The sequence below is a fragment of the Dyella sp. 333MFSha genome (genome assembly GCF_900102405.1).
In the GTDB taxonomy this organism is placed as follows: domain Bacteria; phylum Pseudomonadota; class Gammaproteobacteria; order Xanthomonadales; family Rhodanobacteraceae; genus Luteibacter; species Luteibacter mycovicinus.
On record NZ_FNBR01000001.1, the window covers coordinates 1,030,974 to 1,048,142 of the forward strand.

The window sequence follows — 17,169 nt, forward strand, 5'->3', positions numbered from 1 at the left end:
TTGACTTCCGGGGCGGTGCGCACGAGCATGGTCATGCCTTCTAGATGCCGGGCGCCAGGATGAGGGACGCCATGAGCCTTGAAGACACCTTTCTCGTCGTGGGTATCGGCGCTTCCGCCGGTGGCATCGAAGCCCTGCAAGGTTTTTTCCAGGGCGTGCCGGCTGAACTGGACGCCGCCTTCGTCGTTGCGACCCACCTGAACCCCGAACGCGAGAGCCTGCTGCACGAGGTACTGGCGCGCTTCACCTCCCGGCCCGTCTCGGTCGCCGTCCATGATTCGCCTGTGGAATCGGGGCACGTCTACGTACTGCCCGAAGGAGCCACCCTGACCACCGCCCAGGGCCGCCTCGTGCTCACTGCGACCGTGGGTCGCGGCGAGGTCAAGCCTGTCGATCTGCTCCTGGCGTCGCTGGCCACGGACTTCGCCGAGCGGTCCGTCGGCGTGGTTCTCTCCGGAGGCGATGGAGACGGGACGCTGGGGGTCAAGGCGATCAAGGAGCACGGCGGTATCACCATGGCTCAGGCGCCCGATGGCTTCGGCCCGCGCCATCCGAGCATGCCCGACACGGCGATCTCCACGGGTTTCATCGACTTTGCCTTGCCCGCCGAGCGTATGGGGGCGCGCCTGCTCGACATGATGCACGCGGCGGATGCCCTCGAGCGGACCGGCATCGCATCCAGGGAGGCGGAGCAGTCCCGCGCCGATCTGCTGGGCCACATCTACAAATTGCTGCGTGGCCAGCTTGGACACGACTTCAGCGGATACAAGACGAAAACCTTCGTCAGGCGCGTGGAGCGACGCATGCAGGTACACGACATGCGCTCGATGGATGAGTATCTGGCGCTGCTTCGCACGGACGCGCAGGAGGTGCACGCGTTGTTCCGCGACCTGCTGATCAGCGTGACCAGTTTCTTCCGGGACGCCGCCGCTTTCGAAGCGCTGGCGGCCAGCGTGATACCCCGGCTCTTCGAGCACAAGGGAGCCGACGATGTCGTACGCCTCTGGGTGCCCGGCTGTGCCACGGGTGAAGAGGTTTACTCCATCGCCATCGTGGTACGCGAATACATGGATGCGTTGAGCGCGCCGCCGAAAGTCCAGTTGTTCGCCACCGACATCGATGACAGCGCGCTTTCCGTGGCCCGCGCGGCTCGCTATCCGGAAGCACTGATGACGTCCGTGTCCGCTGAGCGCCGCGAGCGATTCTTCACCGCCGACGGGGACGCATACGTGGTGGCCAGGGAAGTGCGCGACCTGTGCATCTTTTCCCCGCACAGCCTGATCCGCGACCCGCCGTTTTCCCGCATCGACCTCGTGTCCTGCCGCAATCTGCTGATCTATTTCGGCGCGGATGTGCAGAGCCAGGTGATTCCGATCTTTCATTACGCCCTTCGTCCGGGCGGTTTCCTGTTTCTGGGCTCCGCTGAAAATGTCAGTCTGTTTGACGATCTGTTCGAATCCCTGGAGAAGCGCCATCGTATCTTCCGTCGCCGCTCGGACAGCACCCGCAATCTGCGCCTTCCGGTGGGTCCCGCGCGGGGTGCCGGCGGGTACGCCGCCGTGATGTCCCCACGCCGTACCGACGTGCCGGGAACGGGTCTTCGCCAGCTGGTGGATCAGCAGGTGCTGGATCGCTTCGCGCCTGCGCACGTCGTCGCCAACCGCGATGGCGACGTGGTCTATTACTCCTCGCGTACGGGCAAGTATCTCGAGCCGCCCGCCGGCGCGCCGACCCGTCACCTGATGACCATGGCGCGGAAGGATATCCGGCTCGATCTGCGAACCTGCTTCCGTGCCTGTGTCGAGAGCGGCCGTGCCAGCAGCCGCGAAGGCGTCATGGTGGAACTCGAAGACGGGCGCATCCAGGTCCTCACGCTGCACATCGAGGCCCTTCAGGGCGGAGACGCCGCCGATTCGCTGTACATCGTCCTGTTTGTCGATCAGGGAGTGGTCCAGAGTCGCGGCGATGCGATCGATCACCTCGGTCGTGGCGGCGCCGACGGTTCGCAGGTGGAACACGAACTGCGCGAGACGCGCGATCGCCTGCAGTCGATGGTAGAGGAGTACGAGACCTCGCTCGAGGAACTCAAAGCGTCCAACGAAGAGCTCGTCTCGGTCAACGAAGAACTCCAGTCCACCAACGAGGAGCTAGAAGCATCCAAGGAGGAACTGCAGTCCGTCAACGAGGAACTGCACACTGTCAATGGCGAGCTTCACGGCAAGATCGACGCGCTCGACCGGGCCAACAGCGACCTGATCAACCTGTTCGACAGCACGAACGTGGCGACGGTGTTCCTGGATCGCGGTCTCGTCATACGCTCCTACACACCGGCTGTCGCAACGGTCTTCAATATCCGGGGCAGCGACCGCGGCAGGCCTATCACGGATTTGTCCACGCAGCTGCTGATTCCCACCCTGCCGGAGGACATCGACAAGGTCTTCCGGTACCACGCGCCGATCGAGCGGCGCACCACCAGCGAGGACGGGCGGCGGCACTACCTCCTTCGCGTCGCCCCTTATCAGGCTTCCGATGCGCAGGTGGACGGCGTCGTGGTGACGTTTCTGGACATTACGAGCCTGACCCGCTCGGAAGCGCGACAGAGGATGCTCATCGCCGAGTTGCAGCATCGGACGCGCAATCTGCTGACCATCGTGGAGAGCATCGTCCGACGCACCGTCAAAGGTTCGCAGGGCCTCGACGAACTCAGCGTCCGTCTCGGTGCGCTCAGCCGTGTGCAGGGTCTGGTGGGAAGCCAGTCCGGTGAGTCGATCGACCTGAGCGATATGCTTCGGCTGGAACTGGAGGCTCACCCGGTGCCCGCCGGCAAGGTCTCCATCGAGGGTCCCGCCGTGCCGCTCAGCTATGACGTGGCGCAGACACTGTGCATGGCGCTGCACGAGCTGACAACGAACGCGGTGAAGTACGGTGCATTGCGGAACGACGGTGGAGGCACCCTCGCCGTGACCTGGCGCCTCATCGGCGAGAGCGAGGAAACGCTGTCGTTGACGTGGAAGGAAAGTGGCGTGGCGATCGCGAACCGCGAGGTCGGAAAGGGTTTCGGACGGGAGCTGATCGAGCAGGCGCTCGCGTTCTCGTTACGTGCCAGGCCCTCCTGGCAACTGGAGGAAGACGGTGTCCGCTACGTTCTCGACATGCCGATGAACAATCGCGGCGTCCATTACTGATCGGCGAGGGGGGGGGGCGAAGACCATGGGTATGGAACTGACCGGCAAGGCGGTCATGGTGATCGAGGACGACTACGTCATCGCGCAGTCGCTCGTCGTTCTCCTTCGATCGGCAGGTGCCAACGCCATCGGACCGTTCGGATGGCTCGATGAAGCGATCCGGCATGCCGCATCGGACGCCTACATCGATGCGGCGCTGGTCGATGTAAACCTGCACGGCGAGTATTCCTATCCCGCCGTCGATGCCCTCCTGGCTCGTGGAGCGCACGTCGTGTTCATGACCGGCTATGCGCGCGACAGCATCAAGCCGGCCTACAGCGGCTGTACGGTCTGCACCAAGCCTTTCAGGCGCGCCGACGTGGTCGAGGCGTTGCTGTCCGTCCCCGGCCGCCAGCGCCCGGCACACGCATCGTAAAGCCGCCCCCGGACACGGCCGGGGGCGACGTATCGCATCAGCGACCGAGGTCGCTCAGGAAGCGCCTGGTGTACTGCAAGGCACTGGTGCCCGATACCGAGTTGCACGTCGGCGAGGCGAAGCCGCCATTGTTGCCGTTGGTGCATGGCGTGTCGCGATCGAGCGACCAGAAGTGCACGCCGGCCAGCTTGTTGGTCGCGGCGTACGCCGTCACCTCATCAATGTCCTGAAGGGTGAAGGTCTCGCTCGACACGTCGTTGACACCGATCATCGGCGTGAGCTCGATCTTCGTCAGCGGAATGCCGTAGGTGTGCTGCAGGTTCTTCGCCGCCTGGATGGCCGACTGACCCATGTCGCAGCTACCGCCGCTGACCACGCAGACACCGGCACCGGCCGCACCGTAATCCATCGTCATGAGGTTGATGGTGTAGTTCTGCAGGCCGGATGCGAGCACGGCACGGACCACCGCGTCACCGGTGCCGTTCAGGCCGCCGTAGCTGCCGTCGGAAGCGGCCAGGGTGGCGAGGGTGAACGAGAAACGCAGGTTCGGGTACAGGCCAGCGGCGTACTTCGCGTTGGCGATCAGGGCGTTCAGCTGAGCGGGTGTCTGTCCGCCTTCGATATCGAAGTCGATGCCGACGAGGTGCGATGAGTTGTACGTCTGGATGAACTTGGCCATGCCCGCGGTGCTGCCACAGGTAAACGTCCCCGCCTGACCACCGGTGGAGACGACGTAGTTCACGCCTGCACTATTGAGCCGCGCGATGTTCGCGCTGGCAAATGCCGCGGCGGGAACGCCGCCCCAGTTCTCGCTGCCGCATTCGCCGGTCGCGAAGGCGAGGGTGATCGCACCGATGTTCGGAACCTGCGTGGACACGAGGCTGCCGCTGCCGACGACCGGAATCCGCGTTCCGGTGACCAGCGTCGACATGATGTTGGTGTTCCAGTCGAGGTTGATCGTGATGTCCTTGTACGGACTGAACAGCAGGTCGCCCGCCGCGGGCGGCGGGTTGGTCGGCGGATCGCCGCCCGGGTTGCCTGGATCGGTGGGTGGCGTTGTCGTGCCGCCGTCGCAGGCGCCCTGCGAGGTCCACGGCTGACCGGAGCCGGCACCGCCGCTGTTGGTGGCGGGATCGTTGCCCTGAGTCCACCAGTTGGCGACGTAGTTGGTGCCATTCTTGCTGGCCACGTTGCCGCCGGTATAAACCGTGCCGGCCTGCCAGGCGGCGGCGCACGCCGTGGCCGCATGCGCGGCGTTGACAGGGACGACCGAGGAAAGAGCGAGCGCGATAGCGAGGGCGAGACTGCCTGTACATCCGCCCAGTACCGCACGAGACCGCATAGCTGATGCTTTCGGGAACATGGAGCGCCTCCGGATCGAGTGGTGCTTGAAAGGGAAGGGGCGCGCGCGACCACGGCGGAGTGCCGGCGTCTACGTCCCCTGACCGCGTCCTTGCGCGATACGACCAACCACGATTGAGCGCTTACGGTTTAGTCCGGAATGACAACGTTGTCTATTTGGAATGTGACGAAATGTGACGGGTGCCATGAAAGCCGCGACGCCAGTTTTGCGGCATCGCGGGGTATTTTTTTTCGTCGATGCTGTGTATGCGATATCCCGCTCGTGATGCACTGCGCAAGCCACTTACCGCCAAGAGTGACGGTTCAATTGTCCTGAATGACAACGTGGGTCAATCGATCCGTGTCACGATGTCGCCGTCGCGAGTCCGCTTGCCGGAAGCACGTATGCGTCCAGGCAAAGGGTACGGTCTACCCGACGCGATGCTGAGGCAGTGAGTCGATCGTGGGCGTGCGGTGCTTCTTCAGCTCGTGCGTTATCGCGACGATCAACGCCGGCATGGTGTCCGGATCGACGATCGTGCGAAGGGTCCTGCGCAGCGCGCGCAGATCCTGCTTGCTACCTATCGTGTCGGACAGGGCGGACATAGCCCTGGCGAGTGCCTTGTCGCGTTCCGCATGATGGGGGGCAGGCATCCCGGCCGCCTTGCGCGCTTTGCGGATCAACTCCAGCTGCATGCGCAACCGTCGGGCCCGCCTGCGCCAACGGTGAAGGTTGGCCGTCGTCGCCGACTTGCGCATGCGCTTGCGCGCTTTCGCGACGCGCTTTTCCGAGTTCGCGACCGCGTGTTCGAGTACATGCCGGGACATCTTCCGCCAGGGAAGCGCGGCGACGGCGTGGGCGAGTTCGCGAATGCGTTTGCGGCGATCGAGAAACCGGGGATCCTTGATCAGCGCCGCCGTGAGCCGACTCTCGCTGCGCAACTCCAGCGCCTCGATGGCGTGCTTCCATCCATCGGACGGATCGGCGCCCGCAAGCAGGCGAGCGGTGAGCACGGCGACGTGGGCGTCGCGCAAGGGCGAAAGACTCACCGCGAGGCGATCGATGGCGGTTTCCAGTGGCGGCAGCGCGCCCTCGAAGACCGTCGCTCCGAGTCTCAGCAGACTCTTGAGTCGGCGCAGGGCTTTGCGGGCTTCGTGGATGCCCGTGTGCGGCTGCTTGCTATCGCCCAGCGACCGGATGGCTCGACGGCATTCGCTGGCGGCGAATGCGGCCAGGGCCGTGGCGAGTTTCGGTGTGGTCGGCATGGCGGCATTAATACCACGCTTACATGGTCTTCACGCCACGCTGCCGCCACTGACACCGGTTCGTCATACGCGCTTGCTACCTCTGGGAGACCAAGACCGGAGGCGCGCCATGAACAGCACCGTCCTGACCGAACAAGCCGCGGGGTCGCCGCAAACCCGCTTGCTCAGCCTGGGTATCTTCACCGCGGTTCTGCTGGCTGCGACCGTTTATGTCGCTATACAGCTCGGCCACGATCTCCATGTGGCGCCCACCAGCCCAATCTTCGAATACGTCCTGCTCGGCGTCGCGCTGCTGATCGCGCTGGGCTTCGAATTCGTCAACGGCTTTCATGACACCGCGAACGCGGTGGCGACGGTCATCTACACGCGGTCGTTGCCGGCTACCTTCGCCGTGGTCTGGTCCGGTGGCTGGAACTTCGTGGGTCCTGATCTCGAGTGGTGCGGTGGCCTATGCCGTGTTGCAGTTGCTCCCGATCGGACTCGTGCTCAACGTAGGCAGCGGAACCGGTTTCGCGATGGTGTTCGCCTTGCTGCTCGCATCGATCGTCTGGAACCTGGGCACCTGGTATCTCGGGCTGCCGTCGTCGAGTTCGCACACGCTGATCGGCTCGATCATCGGGGTAGGCCTGATGAACCAGATGATGAATCCCGGCAACGCGAATGCCGCCGTCGACTGGAGTCAGGCACTGAGCGTCGGCAAGGCCTTGTTGTTTTCGCCACTGATCGGCTTCGGTCTCGCTTTCGCCCTGCTGATGCTGCTCAAGACGTTCGTCAAGGCGCCCGAGCTGTACGCCGAACCACATGGCGACAAGCCGCCGCCGTTCTGGGTGCGCAGTCTGCTGATTCTGACCTGCACCGGCGTGTCTTTCGCGCATGGTTCCAATGATGGACAGAAGGGCATGGGCCTCATCATGCTGATCCTCATCGGTACCGTGCCGAGCGCATATGCACTGAACCGGGCGGTGACGCAGGACGAGACGCAGAGTTTTGTCTCGGTCGCCCACCATGCGAGCGAGACGCTGCAGAAGTATGCGCAGGGCGCGGCGCCGGTGGCATCGGCACGCAGCGAGATCGAGCGTTACATCCAGTCGCGCGAGGCGACGCCGACGACGATGGCCGCCCTGGTCCAGCTCACGGACAGCATCGGCGCGCAGGTTGCCAACCGGCCCACGCTGGCCGACGTGCCGGAGCATGAAGTCAACAACGTTCGCAACAACATGTACCTGAGTTCGGAAGCGCTGCGCCTGATGGAAAAGGACAAGAAGCCCGCCTTCCGTGCGGAGGACAGTGCCGTGCTCGGCAACTACCACGGCCTGCTGGACAAATCGACCAAGTTCATTCCGCCGTGGGTGAAGGTCGCCGTCGCCATTGCGCTGGGCCTTGGGACGATGGTCGGCTGGCGGCGCATCGTGCGCACCGTGGGCGAGCGCATCGGCAAGCAGCACCTGACCTATGCGCAGGGCGCGTCCGCGGAGGTGGTCGCCATGCTCACGATCGGTGCCGCCGATCGCTTCGGTCTGCCGGTGAGCACGACGCACGTGCTCTCATCGGGCGTAGCCGGCTCGATGGTCGCGAACGGTTCGGGTCTGCAGTGGAGCACGGTGCGCAGCATGCTGATGGCCTGGGTGCTGACCTTGCCGGTATCCATCGCTCTGGCCGCGGGGTTGTTCTGGCTTTTGCGTCACCTGTTCTGAGCGGATGCCTGCAAGGCGAGCAGATCGTTTTCGATCGTCGTGCTGTAGGCATCCAGTGGCAGGTCGTTCGGCAAGGTGCCGAAGGGATCTTCGATCTGATCGCCCAGCGCATCCAGGCCAAAGAACGTATACGCAAGCACACCCACGACCAGCGGAGTGAACCAGCCCATCAGGCCGACCAGACAGAACGGCAGCAGGAAGCAGTAGATGTGTACCGTCCGGTGCAGCAGCAGGATGTACGCGAACGGGATGGGCGTGCCCTGTATGCGTTCGCAGCCGCCCAGTACATGCGACAGCTTGCCGAGTTCGGCGTCGATCGCGGCCAGCAGGATGGGCTCGATGTTAAGCGCCCGGGCGATCTCCGCGTAGACGGCCCCGGTGCGCGCCAGCAGGGCGGACGGGCGGTTCGGCGCGGCGAGAATGGCCTCGATGGACGCCTGGTCGAGCCACTGCCCCAGCTCCGCGGCGGGGTCGCTGCCGCGCAGGTGGTGACGAAGCGTGTGCGCATAGGCAATGAGGTGGTATGTGAGCCGGCGCGCGTCGACCGCCTCGGTGCCCGGCAGGAACGCCATGCGCTGGCGGGCCAGATTGCGCATCGCAATGATCATCTCGCCCCAGAGCGTGCGGGCCTCCCACCATCGCTGATAGGCCACCGTGTTGCGGAAGCCCAGAAAGATGGCCAGAGTGAGACCCATCAAGGTCAGTGGTGCCGCATTCAGACCGGCCTTGAGCGCGAAGAGGCGATGGTCCAGCAGGACCACGATCAGCGACAGAAGGACGGTGTAAAGGACGCGGCGCCAGATCATCGGGACGATCGACCCGTTCACGCCGCTCAGGGAGAAGAGCAGCGAGCGCAGGCTTGGCGTGCGCGTACGGGTCATTCGTCGACGGACGGTTTCTTGGTGCGCGGCTTACGCGGCTTCGGTTCCGCGCTGGCGATCAGGCCCTGGAGGTACGCGATGCCCTCTTCAGGCGGAAACCATGCCACCACGTCGGCCACACTGAGCTGGTAACGAAGCCGCAGCGCCTCGAACTCCGCCCTGGCGGGCGCGAGGGGATCGACCTTGGGGGGCCGGCCGCGGCGCTTTGGCGCCACCGGCTCAGGCACTACCGGCTCGGGCGCGACGACCGGTTTCGTTGCCGTATTCCCGGATAATCGGTCTAGGGCGGCCAGTTCGTCCTGGAACTGCTTGAAATCATATTTGCCGGACGAGTTCATGGTCATGCTTCGATCGTGGGTCGGCCCATTGTGCCACGACGATCCCATTCCGGCCTGAGACGGATTGCCCCGGATCGGGCAATACGTCGAACGGGGCGTCGTCCGTGAGCCCCTGTATCGGTAAGAGCCGACGGCACCGTTGGCCGGCGCCGTCCATCGCATCACGTCGGCGCTGTGGCTTCAGAGCCGGTGGAAATATCGTCCGCGTTGTTCCGCTTGAAGACATCCTTTGCCACGTCACGCTGGCGGCCGCTCTCGGTGTGGACGGAAATAAGAATGCTGCCCTCACGGACCTTGGCGTCGTAGCGTTTCGCCTCGAACTCCGGAATGCCCATACCTACCAGCGCACCCAGGATGCCGCCGGTAGCCGTGCCGACGGCGGCGCCGCCCAGGGCGGCCATGATCGGTCCGGCCGCGATGAACGGGCCGACGCCGGGAATGGCGAGCGCGCCGACGCCGGCCAGCCAGCCCAGACCTGCGCCCAGACCCAGGCCGAGAACGCCACCCGTCGTGGCACCTTCGGGCGCCTTGGTGTGGTGTTCGTGCGCGAAGTCACGGGTGCCGCGGCGGTCGGGCAGGAGCGCCGAAATATCGTCGCTCGTGAAGCCCGCCTGCTTCAGTTCCAGCACGATGTGCTCGGCCTGCTCGACGGTACGGGTGGTGCAGTAGACAGATGCTTTCATGACGGTCCTCGCTTTCAGTGCTTGGTATCGAGCTGGTTTTCGACCTGGCTCACGCCGGCCACGGAATGCACGATGCTTTCGACCCGCGCTTTCTCGGCGGCGTCCTTGACCGGGCCGCGAAGCGTGACGACGCCCTTGGCCGCGATCAGTTTGAGGTTATGGGCGGCGCTCGAAAGGCCGTCATCCGCGACGATAGCGGCGCGCACGCTGGCCGCCAGCTTGATGTCGGCCGGGTCGTTCGACTGATCGAACGGGGTCGCATGCTCGGTATGGCGGTCGCGCTGATTGATCTGGGTGTTGTCGACCTTCGACGTGTCCTGGGCGAACGCGGGTGCGCTGACCAGGGCGGCGAAGGCGAGAAGCGGGGCGATACGAAAGGTCACGGCGTCAGCTCCGTCGCGGGGGAGGGCGCAGTACGCGGCAGACGCCGTGAACCGGCGGTGCAATCCACGCGACGGGAGTTTCGCTCAGGCTAACGGTGGATGAATCAGGCGGCGCGAAATGTCACGACCAGAACATCGCGATGCGACGCCTGACCCGGATCCAGCGGCGTCACCGGCGTCACGCCGTGAAACACTCTGGGGTCGTGGATCAACGCGGCATCCAGCGGGCGGGCGAGAGTGAACTCGCCCAGCGACGTGCCATCGGGTGCGTGGATGGTCGTCGTGCCGCGAGCGATGTTCTCGCGGTCGACCAGCAGGACCAGAACGTAGTCGACGCCATCGCGATGGCTGCCTTCGGGAGTCGGTTCACCGGCGGCACCGGCCGTGGCTTCGATCCGAAACTGATGGACTTCGACGTGCCACTGCTCGATCTCCGGCGACAAGCCACCGAAGAAGTCGCGGCAGAATTCGAGGATCGCACGCAGCGTCGCTCCCCCGGCGATCTCCGGAAGCACCGGCTCGAACCAGCGGGCGATGTCGCCCTGCAACGTGTTGTAAGCCAGCGTCTGGAAATGCGCCTGATGCGGGCGCTGCTCGACATGACCGAAGCGCGAGGCGGCATAGACGGCATGGCGACGTCGGCGAAAGCGCCCTGTCGCGGCCAGATAGGTGTCGGGCTCCAGGGCGTCCCAGCTCGCACGGAAGGTGTCCCAGTCGGCGAGCGGTGCGATGTTCGACACCAGCTCCCGCATGTCGTCTCCCTGGACGAAGGCGAAGCCGTCATCCCGAACCTGGTCGTGTAAGGTCGTCTCGGTCGCGGTGGGAGAGGGGTTCATCCACACAGTATACGACCGGGACCCTTGCTTGCGCCGTGCGGCAAACGGCCCCGGATGCCTTACCGATATCTGTCAGGCGCGTTCCGGTCCGACACGATGCGGATGCACTCCCGGCTCAGGGCGCACGTAGCGGTTGCGGCTTGTCCAGTGCGGCGACCAGCGGCCCGTCGCGATCGTAGATGTCGGGCTTGTAGCTGAGCTTGCCGTCGTCGGCGATGTCCACGGTCCAATAGGCAAGAAGCACGGGCACCGCGGTGGGCAAGGTGACGTTCTGCGTCTTCTTCGTCGCGATGCGCTCGTCGATCGCCTGACGGCTGAACTTGTCCGGATCGTTGAACAGCAGCTCGACCAGGTCGAGAGGATGCTCGACGCGGATGCAGCCGGAACTCGTGTCGCGCTTGGCCCTGGAGAACAGCTCCTGGTGCGGCGTGTCGTGCAGGTACACCGCGAAGGAGTTCGGGAACCGGATCACCACCTGTCCCAGCGAGTTGCCCGGGCCGGCGTCCTGCCGCAGTGTGATCCCGCGCGGGTTGGCCCAGTTGACGCTGGATGCCGCCACCACGTTGCCGGCGCTGTCGAGCACGCGGATACGGTTGTTGGCGAGGTACGACGGGTTGCTGCGGATCTTGGGGAGCACGTCGTTCTTCAGGATCGTGGGCGGCACGGTCCACGTCGGGTTGAACGTGACGTAGGTGATCTGCGACCGGAAGATCGGCGTGCTTCGGTAGGGCTTGCCGACCTGCACACGCGACTTCCATACGGGATTTCCGTCGCGGTAGAAGCTGATCTTGTAGCCGGCGACATCGACGACGACGAACGTACCCTGCAGTGAATGCAGCAGCCAGCGTGCGCGCTCGAGATTGGCGCGGACCTGACTGATACGGTCCTGCACGGGGACGTTGAGCGAGGCCAGCGTGCCGGCGCCCACACTGCCATCAGCATCGAGATACTGATCGGCCTGAAAGCGTTTGACCGCGTCCGCCAGCGCGTTGTCGAAGTGGTGTCCATGGGCGAGCGTCGGATCGAGATAGCCGCCAGCCACCATGCGGGCGCGCAAGGCTTCGACGCGGGCGTCCTTCATGCCGGGCTTGAGCGTCGGGCCCTCGGGGACGCCGGGCCATCCGCCCTGCGCGGCGGTGGTTCGCAGCTGCGCCAGTGCATCGCGCAGTTTGGCGTAGAGCGGGTTTTGCGGCCTCGCCATGGCGAATGCCTGGTCGACACTGCGCTCATCGACCGATGTCTGCAGCATCGACATACCCTGTTGAGGATCGATGGCGGCGGCATCGAAGTTCCAGGTCGGATCGAGCCGGACGGGGTCGACCTTGCCGCGGGCCAACTGAACGAGCGCGGTGATGTAAGCGCTGCTCGCGGCCATGTCGAAGTCGGCCTTCTTCTCGGGCGTGGCGCTGGCGCGGTCGGGGGATTCGGCAAGCGCCTTCAGCTCGCTGAGGTGGTAATCCTCGGGAAGAAGCCCATCGGCGTCGACCGAGGCGAGGCCCCCGAGCAGTTGCTGGACATTGCTGTCGTCCGTCCATGCCGCGGTGTAGTGGCGCTGCATGTAGAAGTCGGCGAGTGCCTTACCGAGCGCGGCGTCCTGCCGCGAAATCGGGCTGCCCTGGATCGGCGCCATCTGCTGGACGCGTGCGTAAATGGCCTGGGCGACGGGATCGTCGATGGCTGGCGGGGCAGGGGTGGACGCCGCCGTTGCGGGGTCGGGCGCGACGATGGGCGGCGGCGACGCGCCCGATGCCGCCGTCGCCGGATGCACCTGCGGGCCCGCCGCGGCGGCGAGCGGAAAAAGCGACCACGCGAGGAGCGCGGCGCTGCGAAATCTGGCTTCCATAGTCATTATCTATCGCTTCCGGTGGAACGGCGGGCTTTACTTAAGCATTTCACATATATGAATGGCAGAGATGTGACGGCTTTGTGGTCAATAAATGATCAGCGCGTTAGGATGGCCCGTCGTACTTCATCCGGCTGGTCGCATGATTCGATCGTTTCGGACGCTTCTGGCGTCGGCGCCACTCCTTGGCGCACTGTTTTTTCTTCCCGCGCAGGCCCAGGCCGCCGACTCCCTCGGTGACGCTCTGGCTCATCTCGCTCCCTCCGCCGATCCGAAGGTGATCGGTCTCGCGGTCAAGGCGGCGGAGTGTGCGCAGACACAGGGCGGGGCGCCGTCGGATCGCCTGGCGGTGATCGATTACTCGAAGCCGTCGTCGCAGCCGCGTCTCTGGGTATTCGATACGGTGAACAGGAAGCTGCTGTTTCAGGAACTGGTCGCGCACGGCAAGAACAGTGGCGACGCCAACGCCACGAAATTCTCCAATGCGCCCGAAAGCCTCGCATCCAGCATCGGCCTCTTCCGTACGTCGGATACGTACATGGGGAAGAACGGGTATTCCCTGCGCATGTCGGGCCTGGAGCCCGGCGTCAACGATCAGGCACTCGCGCGGGCCATCGTGATTCATGGCGCCGCCTATGTGAATGAGGCGATGGCGAAAGTCGCCGGTCGTATCGGTCGCAGCTGGGGTTGTCCCGCCGTTCGCACGGCCATCGCACACAAGCTGATCGACGCGCTGAAGGGTGGTCAGATGGTCTTTTCGTACTACCCCGACCAACGCTGGCTGGCCTCTTCCCATTACCTGAAATGCAGCAACGGCCAGCTTGCCAAAGTGGAAGCCAACACCGTCGCGCGCGCCGGGATCTGATCCTCCCTCCCTGGTCGCGCTAGAATTCCCGGACCCTAACCGTGGAATCGAGCATGAAACACGTTCTTGCGATCGCTGCCTGTGTCGTCCTGGCCGGCTGCGCCACCAGCGGCATGACCGATACCCTGCCCAAGCTCAGCAGCAAGACGGGCAAGAGTGTCACGGCCTATGTGCAGTGCGTCGAACCGAAGTGGCAGGCACTCACCAAGGACGCGAAGGGTAACGCCAAGGACGACGAGGGCCGTGTCACCGCGAACGACAACGGCAAGCATGAGCGCCTTGATGTGACCGCCAGCGGTGCGGGTGCCCAGGTAGTGATGTACGAAATTCAGAAGGTGAAGGGCGGCGATTACGACGGCCGCTATCGCGAAGAGGCCATCTCCTGCCTGTAAGCGCGGTCGCCAGGCATCAGATGACGATGGGCTCGACCAGTTCGGGCCCATCGTTTTTCGGTGAGCCGACGCGCTTGCCGACCGGATGAAAGACGAGGTCCGGCCCGGCCGCCGAGCCGAGGGCTTCAAGTGCCGGTTCGAGGGGCGCGAAGAGCCAGTCCTCCCACGCCTCCGGTGCCAGCATGACGGGCTGACGATCGTGCACGTCGCCCGTGACCTTGCCCGGCTCGCCGGTCACGATGGTGAAGCTGCGTAGCGGCTCGCCATCCGGTCCCCGCCACACTTCCCACAGCCCCGCGAACAGAAGCAGCTCGCCATCGGCGGCCTGGATGAAGTATGGCTGCTTGCTGCCTTTTTCGCCGGTCCACTCGTAGTAACCGGAGGCGGGCACCAGACAGCGACGCCGTCTGACCGCCGCACGGAACGCAGGTTTTTCGGCAAGGCCTTCACGCCTGGCGTTGATCGTCTTCGCACCGATCGAGGCGTCCCGGGCCCATGAGGGTATGAGCCCCCAGCGACCGGGTCCGATGTCGGCGCGGCCATCGCCGGCGGTGACGATCAGTGCCCGCTGGGTGGGAGCGATATTGAACCGGTCGTCGCGCTGGTTGATTTCGCTGGTCAGATCGAGCTCGAGCCGCTCCAGTACGTCGCGACCCTGTCGTGACAGGGTGGCAGGGCCGAAGGTGGCATAGCGTCCGCACATGCCGATGAGCCTACCGATTTCTCGTGATCTTGATGTTTATGCTGCTTCGATCGACGACCGGGAGTGACGAGCGTCGATCGGAGGAACTATGGAATCGGTCCGTTATCAGCGCACGCTGGGCCAGCAGGCTACTTACCTCGTGGAGTACGACACCGAAGGTTATCGGATAAGCAGGGACGGGCGGCTCCGTCGGGCGCGACCGCTGGGCCCCGCCTGCCAGGCCATGGGCCGCCGTGAGCGGCAGCGCGCCGCGCGCCGGTTCGCCATCGACGACATCGAAAAGCTCATCGGGATGGAGGAGTAAGGCTCAGGCGACCGGACGGGCGTTGCGCGCGCGATCCACGGCGTCGAGCAACTGGGCACGGTCGAAGGGCTTTTCCAGAAAGACGGCTGTGCGCGGAAACGGCGCGAGGTCCTGTGGGAGCCGGCTGGAAATGACGACGATGGCGGTGGAGGGGCGTTCGCGCAGCGTCGCCTGCAAAAGGACGCTTCCGCGTCTTTCGCCTGGCGTATCGGCATGGATGACCAGCAAGGCCAGGTCGTCCATCTCATTGAAGGCCTGCTTCGCCGCCCGGTACGTCACGACGCCGCGTGCGTCGTAGCCCGCGTCGCTGAGAACCATGGCCACGGTCTCGGCGACCATGGCGGCACGGTCGAACACCAGAGCTGGCTGGCTGGCGAAGTCATTCATGGCGCGATTCTATCCCGCGCGCGCGCCGCGCGGGAGAGTCAGCTTTGCGACGCGTCGGGCGGCCAGTTGGCGTTGATCGTTTTCATCCGCGCCATCAGGTCGCGGACTTCGTCGTTCCGGTCGGCAATCCGCTTTTCCTCCGCCACCTTCTGAGCCGCGAAGTCCTGGTTCGTGCCCTGCACGGTCGCGTGGACAAGGCGACAGGTCTCCTCGGCCGACGCGGCCCGCGTGTGGAAGCCCAGGCGGTCGGCCAGGATCTCCATACGCAAGCCGGGGTGGGTCTGTTCCAGCTCCCGGGCGCGCACGAGGAAGAACTGCTGCCACTCGCGCTCGGGAGCGCCGGAAAGAACGGCTTCCACGCGCGGGATCTCGGGGCGGTCGAATTGCTCGGTATCGTCCACGGCCTCAAACGAGTCGATGTCGATCCAGTCGCGGCTGGCCATTGAGGTATTTCTCCTGGACGATGATAGTGAGCGATAGGGGCGCGCGATTGTTCGGCGTCGGATGTGCACGATCCGTCAGTGGACGGCGCCCGTTCACCGAGCGTCGACGTCACGAAACCAATGCTCTTCACATTCATCAACGAGGCTCTCTCCATGCGCCATTTCTTCATTGCCGGGCTCGCCAGCGTCGTGCTCATCTCCGGCTGCGCGACCCAGAACGAGCGCCACGTCGGTATTCACGACGTTCCGTCCAGCACGGTATTCGCCAATCAGTCTCCGGCGGACGGCGATGCCACGCTGAATATCGTGCGCGACCAGGGCCTCTGGGGCGCCGGGTGCTCGAGCGCCATCTATCTCGACGACAAGGCTGTGGCGGATATGGAGATCGGCGAGCAGCTGGTGCTTCGCGTGCCCTCCGGTACGCGGAAGCTGAGCCTTCTTCCGCACGGGTCGTGTTCGGCCGATCGCGTCGACGTCGACGCCAGTGTGGGGCAGGGCGAAACGAAGAACTTCTCGATTCCGGCCAGCGGTCGGGGACTCGGCGTGCAGGCTCCGCCTAAGGCATAACGCTTGCCATTGCCGTCGCGGAGGCGCAAGAATCATCACGTCGCCGCGACATCGGCAAGGGGGTGTTCCGTGCATCGACGTACCGTGGGTCAGTATTCCGTGGAGGTCCGCACCCTGCGAACCCTGGCCGGCGTCTGGAAAGCCGCCTACATCGTGGAGCCCGCCGTGAGCGCGGGCCCCCGCGATTTCGTGATGATCACCCTCCTGGACGAGTTCGACGACGAGCGCGTCGCCGTCGATGCCGCGATGGAGCGGGGCGTCAGGCACGCCGACTGGCTCAATGCCTCGCGTGGCGCATTGACGCAGTGACGTGACTGTTCCGGCGACTCCGCCATAACGCGGCCACGACGGCTGTCCGCCTAGCTTCGCCGCATGGGCCTCCGGCCCCTTCAGGCGGAGCCGACCTTGCAGCACACCACCCTCTACGTCCCATTCAATGCGTCCACGCGGGGTCCCTGGATCCTGCGTCGAAATGCCGAGCTGGTCGGCCAGTACCCGACGCGCGAAGACGCGCTGCGCCACGCGGTGAGCCTGACTGCGGCGTTGCGTGCGCAGTCGGGCCAGCAGGTCGACATCAAGATCGAGGATGAGTCCGGACGGTGGCAGGCGGCTGAGGTGGAGGGCGCTGGTCCCGTCTGAGGGC

General features: G+C 64.9%; 21 protein-coding genes. 9 read left to right on the plus strand and 12 right to left on the minus strand.

Annotated elements, in window-relative coordinates; genetic code table 11:
• The first annotated feature begins 71 nt into the window (after window positions 1–71).
• Together BLT40_RS04665 and BLT40_RS04670 are read left to right on the plus strand one after the other, a co-directional pair.
• Window positions 72–3,185: a CheR family methyltransferase gene (locus BLT40_RS04665; protein ID WP_090351820.1), complete on the plus strand. Its 3,114-nt coding sequence runs from the start codon at window positions 72–74 to the stop codon at window positions 3,183–3,185.
• A 25-nt stretch (window positions 3,186–3,210) separates the two neighbouring features.
• The gene (locus BLT40_RS04670; protein WP_143025831.1) at window positions 3,211–3,600 is read left to right on the plus strand and encodes a response regulator; all 390 of its coding nucleotides are present in this window, start codon (window positions 3,211–3,213) and stop codon (window positions 3,598–3,600) included.
• Between the two features lie 37 nt (window positions 3,601–3,637).
• Here the strand turns inward: BLT40_RS04670 and BLT40_RS04675 are convergent, their stop codons facing one another.
• From BLT40_RS04675 to BLT40_RS20520, 3 genes are all read right to left on the minus strand, one after another.
• A complete protein-coding gene (locus BLT40_RS04675) occupies window positions 3,638–4,963 on the minus strand; it encodes a carbohydrate-binding protein (protein WP_255363938.1) in 1,326 nt (441 codons plus the stop codon).
• A 407-nt stretch (window positions 4,964–5,370) separates the two neighbouring features.
• Complete coding sequence (locus BLT40_RS04680) at window positions 5,371–6,207, minus strand: CHAD domain-containing protein (RefSeq protein ID WP_090351828.1); 837 nt, start codon at window positions 6,205–6,207, stop codon at window positions 5,371–5,373.
• 76 nt (window positions 6,208–6,283) lie between these two features.
• Window positions 6,284–6,538, minus strand: a complete 255-nt coding sequence (locus BLT40_RS20520) for a hypothetical protein (RefSeq protein WP_255363939.1) — start codon at window positions 6,536–6,538, stop codon at window positions 6,284–6,286.
• A gap of 73 nt (window positions 6,539–6,611) precedes the next feature.
• Here BLT40_RS20520 and BLT40_RS04685 point away from each other — a divergent pair, with 73 nt between their 5' ends.
• A complete protein-coding gene (locus BLT40_RS04685) occupies window positions 6,612–7,901 on the plus strand; it encodes an inorganic phosphate transporter (RefSeq protein ID WP_255363940.1) in 1,290 nt (429 codons plus the stop codon).
• Here BLT40_RS04685 and BLT40_RS04690 read toward each other — a convergent pair.
• The 6 genes from BLT40_RS04690 to BLT40_RS04715 all read right to left on the minus strand — a co-directional run bounded on the left by BLT40_RS04690 (window position 7,889) and on the right by BLT40_RS04715 (window position 12,865).
• Window positions 7,889–8,782 (minus strand): bestrophin family protein, encoded by an 894-nt coding sequence (locus BLT40_RS04690; RefSeq protein WP_090351831.1) that lies wholly within the window; start codon window positions 8,780–8,782, stop codon window positions 7,889–7,891. The genes BLT40_RS04685 and BLT40_RS04690 overlap by 13 nt on opposite strands.
• The gene (locus BLT40_RS04695; RefSeq protein ID WP_090351834.1) at window positions 8,779–9,126 is read right to left on the minus strand and encodes a hypothetical protein; all 348 of its coding nucleotides are present in this window, start codon (window positions 9,124–9,126) and stop codon (window positions 8,779–8,781) included. The genes BLT40_RS04690 and BLT40_RS04695 overlap by 4 nt, the downstream gene beginning before the upstream one ends.
• A gap of 155 nt (window positions 9,127–9,281) precedes the next feature.
• The gene (locus BLT40_RS04700) at window positions 9,282–9,803 is read right to left on the minus strand and encodes a hypothetical protein (protein WP_043694172.1); all 522 of its coding nucleotides are present in this window, start codon (window positions 9,801–9,803) and stop codon (window positions 9,282–9,284) included.
• Window positions 9,804–9,817: 14 nt separating this feature from the next.
• A complete protein-coding gene (locus BLT40_RS04705; RefSeq protein ID WP_218124519.1) occupies window positions 9,818–10,186 on the minus strand; it encodes a BON domain-containing protein in 369 nt (122 codons plus the stop codon).
• A 104-nt stretch (window positions 10,187–10,290) separates the two neighbouring features.
• Window positions 10,291–11,022, minus strand: coding sequence for a 2OG-Fe dioxygenase family protein (locus tag BLT40_RS04710; RefSeq protein ID WP_079519969.1), 732 nt, complete (start codon window positions 11,020–11,022; stop codon window positions 10,291–10,293).
• A 115-nt stretch (window positions 11,023–11,137) separates the two neighbouring features.
• A complete protein-coding gene (locus tag BLT40_RS04715; RefSeq protein WP_143025832.1) occupies window positions 11,138–12,865 on the minus strand; it encodes a L,D-transpeptidase family protein in 1,728 nt (575 codons plus the stop codon).
• A gap of 142 nt (window positions 12,866–13,007) precedes the next feature.
• Between BLT40_RS04715 and BLT40_RS04720 the strand changes: the two genes are divergently transcribed.
• Window positions 13,008–13,730, plus strand: coding sequence for a murein L,D-transpeptidase catalytic domain family protein (locus BLT40_RS04720; RefSeq protein WP_090351840.1), 723 nt, complete (start codon window positions 13,008–13,010; stop codon window positions 13,728–13,730).
• Window positions 13,731–13,783: 53 nt separating this feature from the next.
• On the plus strand, window positions 13,784–14,122 hold the full coding sequence (locus BLT40_RS04725; RefSeq protein ID WP_079519963.1) for a hypothetical protein: 339 nt from the start codon (window positions 13,784–13,786) through the stop codon (window positions 14,120–14,122).
• A gap of 16 nt (window positions 14,123–14,138) precedes the next feature.
• Here the strand turns inward: BLT40_RS04725 and BLT40_RS04730 are convergent, their stop codons facing one another.
• Entirely contained in the window at window positions 14,139–14,825 is a 687-nt protein-coding gene (locus BLT40_RS04730) for an SOS response-associated peptidase (protein WP_090351843.1), read from the minus strand.
• A gap of 88 nt (window positions 14,826–14,913) precedes the next feature.
• Here BLT40_RS04730 and BLT40_RS04735 point away from each other — a divergent pair, with 88 nt between their 5' ends.
• Window positions 14,914–15,129, plus strand: coding sequence for a hypothetical protein (locus tag BLT40_RS04735; protein ID WP_079519959.1), 216 nt, complete (start codon window positions 14,914–14,916; stop codon window positions 15,127–15,129).
• A gap of 3 nt (window positions 15,130–15,132) precedes the next feature.
• On the opposite strand, the gene BLT40_RS04740 is transcribed toward BLT40_RS04735, so the two are convergent.
• Together BLT40_RS04740 and BLT40_RS04745 are read right to left on the minus strand one after the other, a co-directional pair.
• Window positions 15,133–15,516 (minus strand): DNA-binding transcriptional response regulator, encoded by a 384-nt coding sequence (locus BLT40_RS04740; protein ID WP_079519957.1) that lies wholly within the window; start codon window positions 15,514–15,516, stop codon window positions 15,133–15,135.
• A 38-nt stretch (window positions 15,517–15,554) separates the two neighbouring features.
• Complete coding sequence (locus BLT40_RS04745; RefSeq protein WP_079519955.1) at window positions 15,555–15,959, minus strand: hypothetical protein; 405 nt, start codon at window positions 15,957–15,959, stop codon at window positions 15,555–15,557.
• Between the two features lie 153 nt (window positions 15,960–16,112).
• Here BLT40_RS04745 and BLT40_RS04750 point away from each other — a divergent pair, with 153 nt between their 5' ends.
• From BLT40_RS04750 to BLT40_RS04760, 3 genes are all read left to right on the plus strand, one after another.
• On the plus strand, window positions 16,113–16,526 hold the full coding sequence (locus tag BLT40_RS04750; protein WP_139382605.1) for a hypothetical protein: 414 nt from the start codon (window positions 16,113–16,115) through the stop codon (window positions 16,524–16,526).
• Window positions 16,527–16,595: 69 nt separating this feature from the next.
• Window positions 16,596–16,835, plus strand: a complete 240-nt coding sequence (locus BLT40_RS04755; RefSeq protein ID WP_079519951.1) for a hypothetical protein — start codon at window positions 16,596–16,598, stop codon at window positions 16,833–16,835.
• Between the two features lie 96 nt (window positions 16,836–16,931).
• Window positions 16,932–17,165, plus strand: a complete 234-nt coding sequence (locus tag BLT40_RS04760; RefSeq protein WP_139382604.1) for a hypothetical protein — start codon at window positions 16,932–16,934, stop codon at window positions 17,163–17,165.
• Window positions 17,166–17,169: the final 4 nt, after the last annotated feature.

Bases quoted from the DNA above. Each gene is read 5' to 3' on its own strand.
- BLT40_RS04710 (WP_079519969.1), bottom strand. From the start codon at position 11,022: ATGAACCCCTCTCCCACCGCGACCGAGACGACCTTACACGACCAGGTT.
- BLT40_RS04735 (WP_079519959.1), top strand. From the start codon at position 14,914: ATGGAATCGGTCCGTTATCAGCGCACGCTGGGCCAGCAGGCTACTTAC.
- BLT40_RS04675 (WP_255363938.1), bottom strand. From the start codon at position 4,963: ATGTTCCCGAAAGCATCAGCTATGCGGTCTCGTGCGGTACTGGGCGGA.
- BLT40_RS04665 (WP_090351820.1), top strand. From the start codon at position 72: ATGAGCCTTGAAGACACCTTTCTCGTCGTGGGTATCGGCGCTTCCGCC.
- BLT40_RS04695 (WP_090351834.1), bottom strand. From the start codon at position 9,126: ATGACCATGAACTCGTCCGGCAAATATGATTTCAAGCAGTTCCAGGAC.
- BLT40_RS04740 (WP_079519957.1), bottom strand. From the start codon at position 15,516: ATGAATGACTTCGCCAGCCAGCCAGCTCTGGTGTTCGACCGTGCCGCC.
- BLT40_RS04745 (WP_079519955.1), bottom strand. From the start codon at position 15,959: ATGGCCAGCCGCGACTGGATCGACATCGACTCGTTTGAGGCCGTGGAC.
- BLT40_RS04680 (WP_090351828.1), bottom strand. From the start codon at position 6,207: ATGCCGACCACACCGAAACTCGCCACGGCCCTGGCCGCATTCGCCGCC.
- BLT40_RS04750 (WP_139382605.1), top strand. From the start codon at position 16,113: ATGCGCCATTTCTTCATTGCCGGGCTCGCCAGCGTCGTGCTCATCTCC.
- BLT40_RS04715 (WP_143025832.1), bottom strand. From the start codon at position 12,865: ATGGAAGCCAGATTTCGCAGCGCCGCGCTCCTCGCGTGGTCGCTTTTT.
- BLT40_RS04670 (WP_143025831.1), top strand. From the start codon at position 3,211: ATGGGTATGGAACTGACCGGCAAGGCGGTCATGGTGATCGAGGACGAC.
- BLT40_RS04725 (WP_079519963.1), top strand. From the start codon at position 13,784: ATGAAACACGTTCTTGCGATCGCTGCCTGTGTCGTCCTGGCCGGCTGC.
- BLT40_RS04720 (WP_090351840.1), top strand. From the start codon at position 13,008: ATGATTCGATCGTTTCGGACGCTTCTGGCGTCGGCGCCACTCCTTGGC.
- BLT40_RS04700 (WP_043694172.1), bottom strand. From the start codon at position 9,803: ATGAAAGCATCTGTCTACTGCACCACCCGTACCGTCGAGCAGGCCGAG.
- BLT40_RS04690 (WP_090351831.1), bottom strand. From the start codon at position 8,782: ATGACCCGTACGCGCACGCCAAGCCTGCGCTCGCTGCTCTTCTCCCTG.
- BLT40_RS20520 (WP_255363939.1), bottom strand. From the start codon at position 6,538: ATGAAAGCCGTTGACGAATTCGAAGCCCAGCGCGATCAGCAGCGCGAC.
- BLT40_RS04730 (WP_090351843.1), bottom strand. From the start codon at position 14,825: ATGTGCGGACGCTATGCCACCTTCGGCCCTGCCACCCTGTCACGACAG.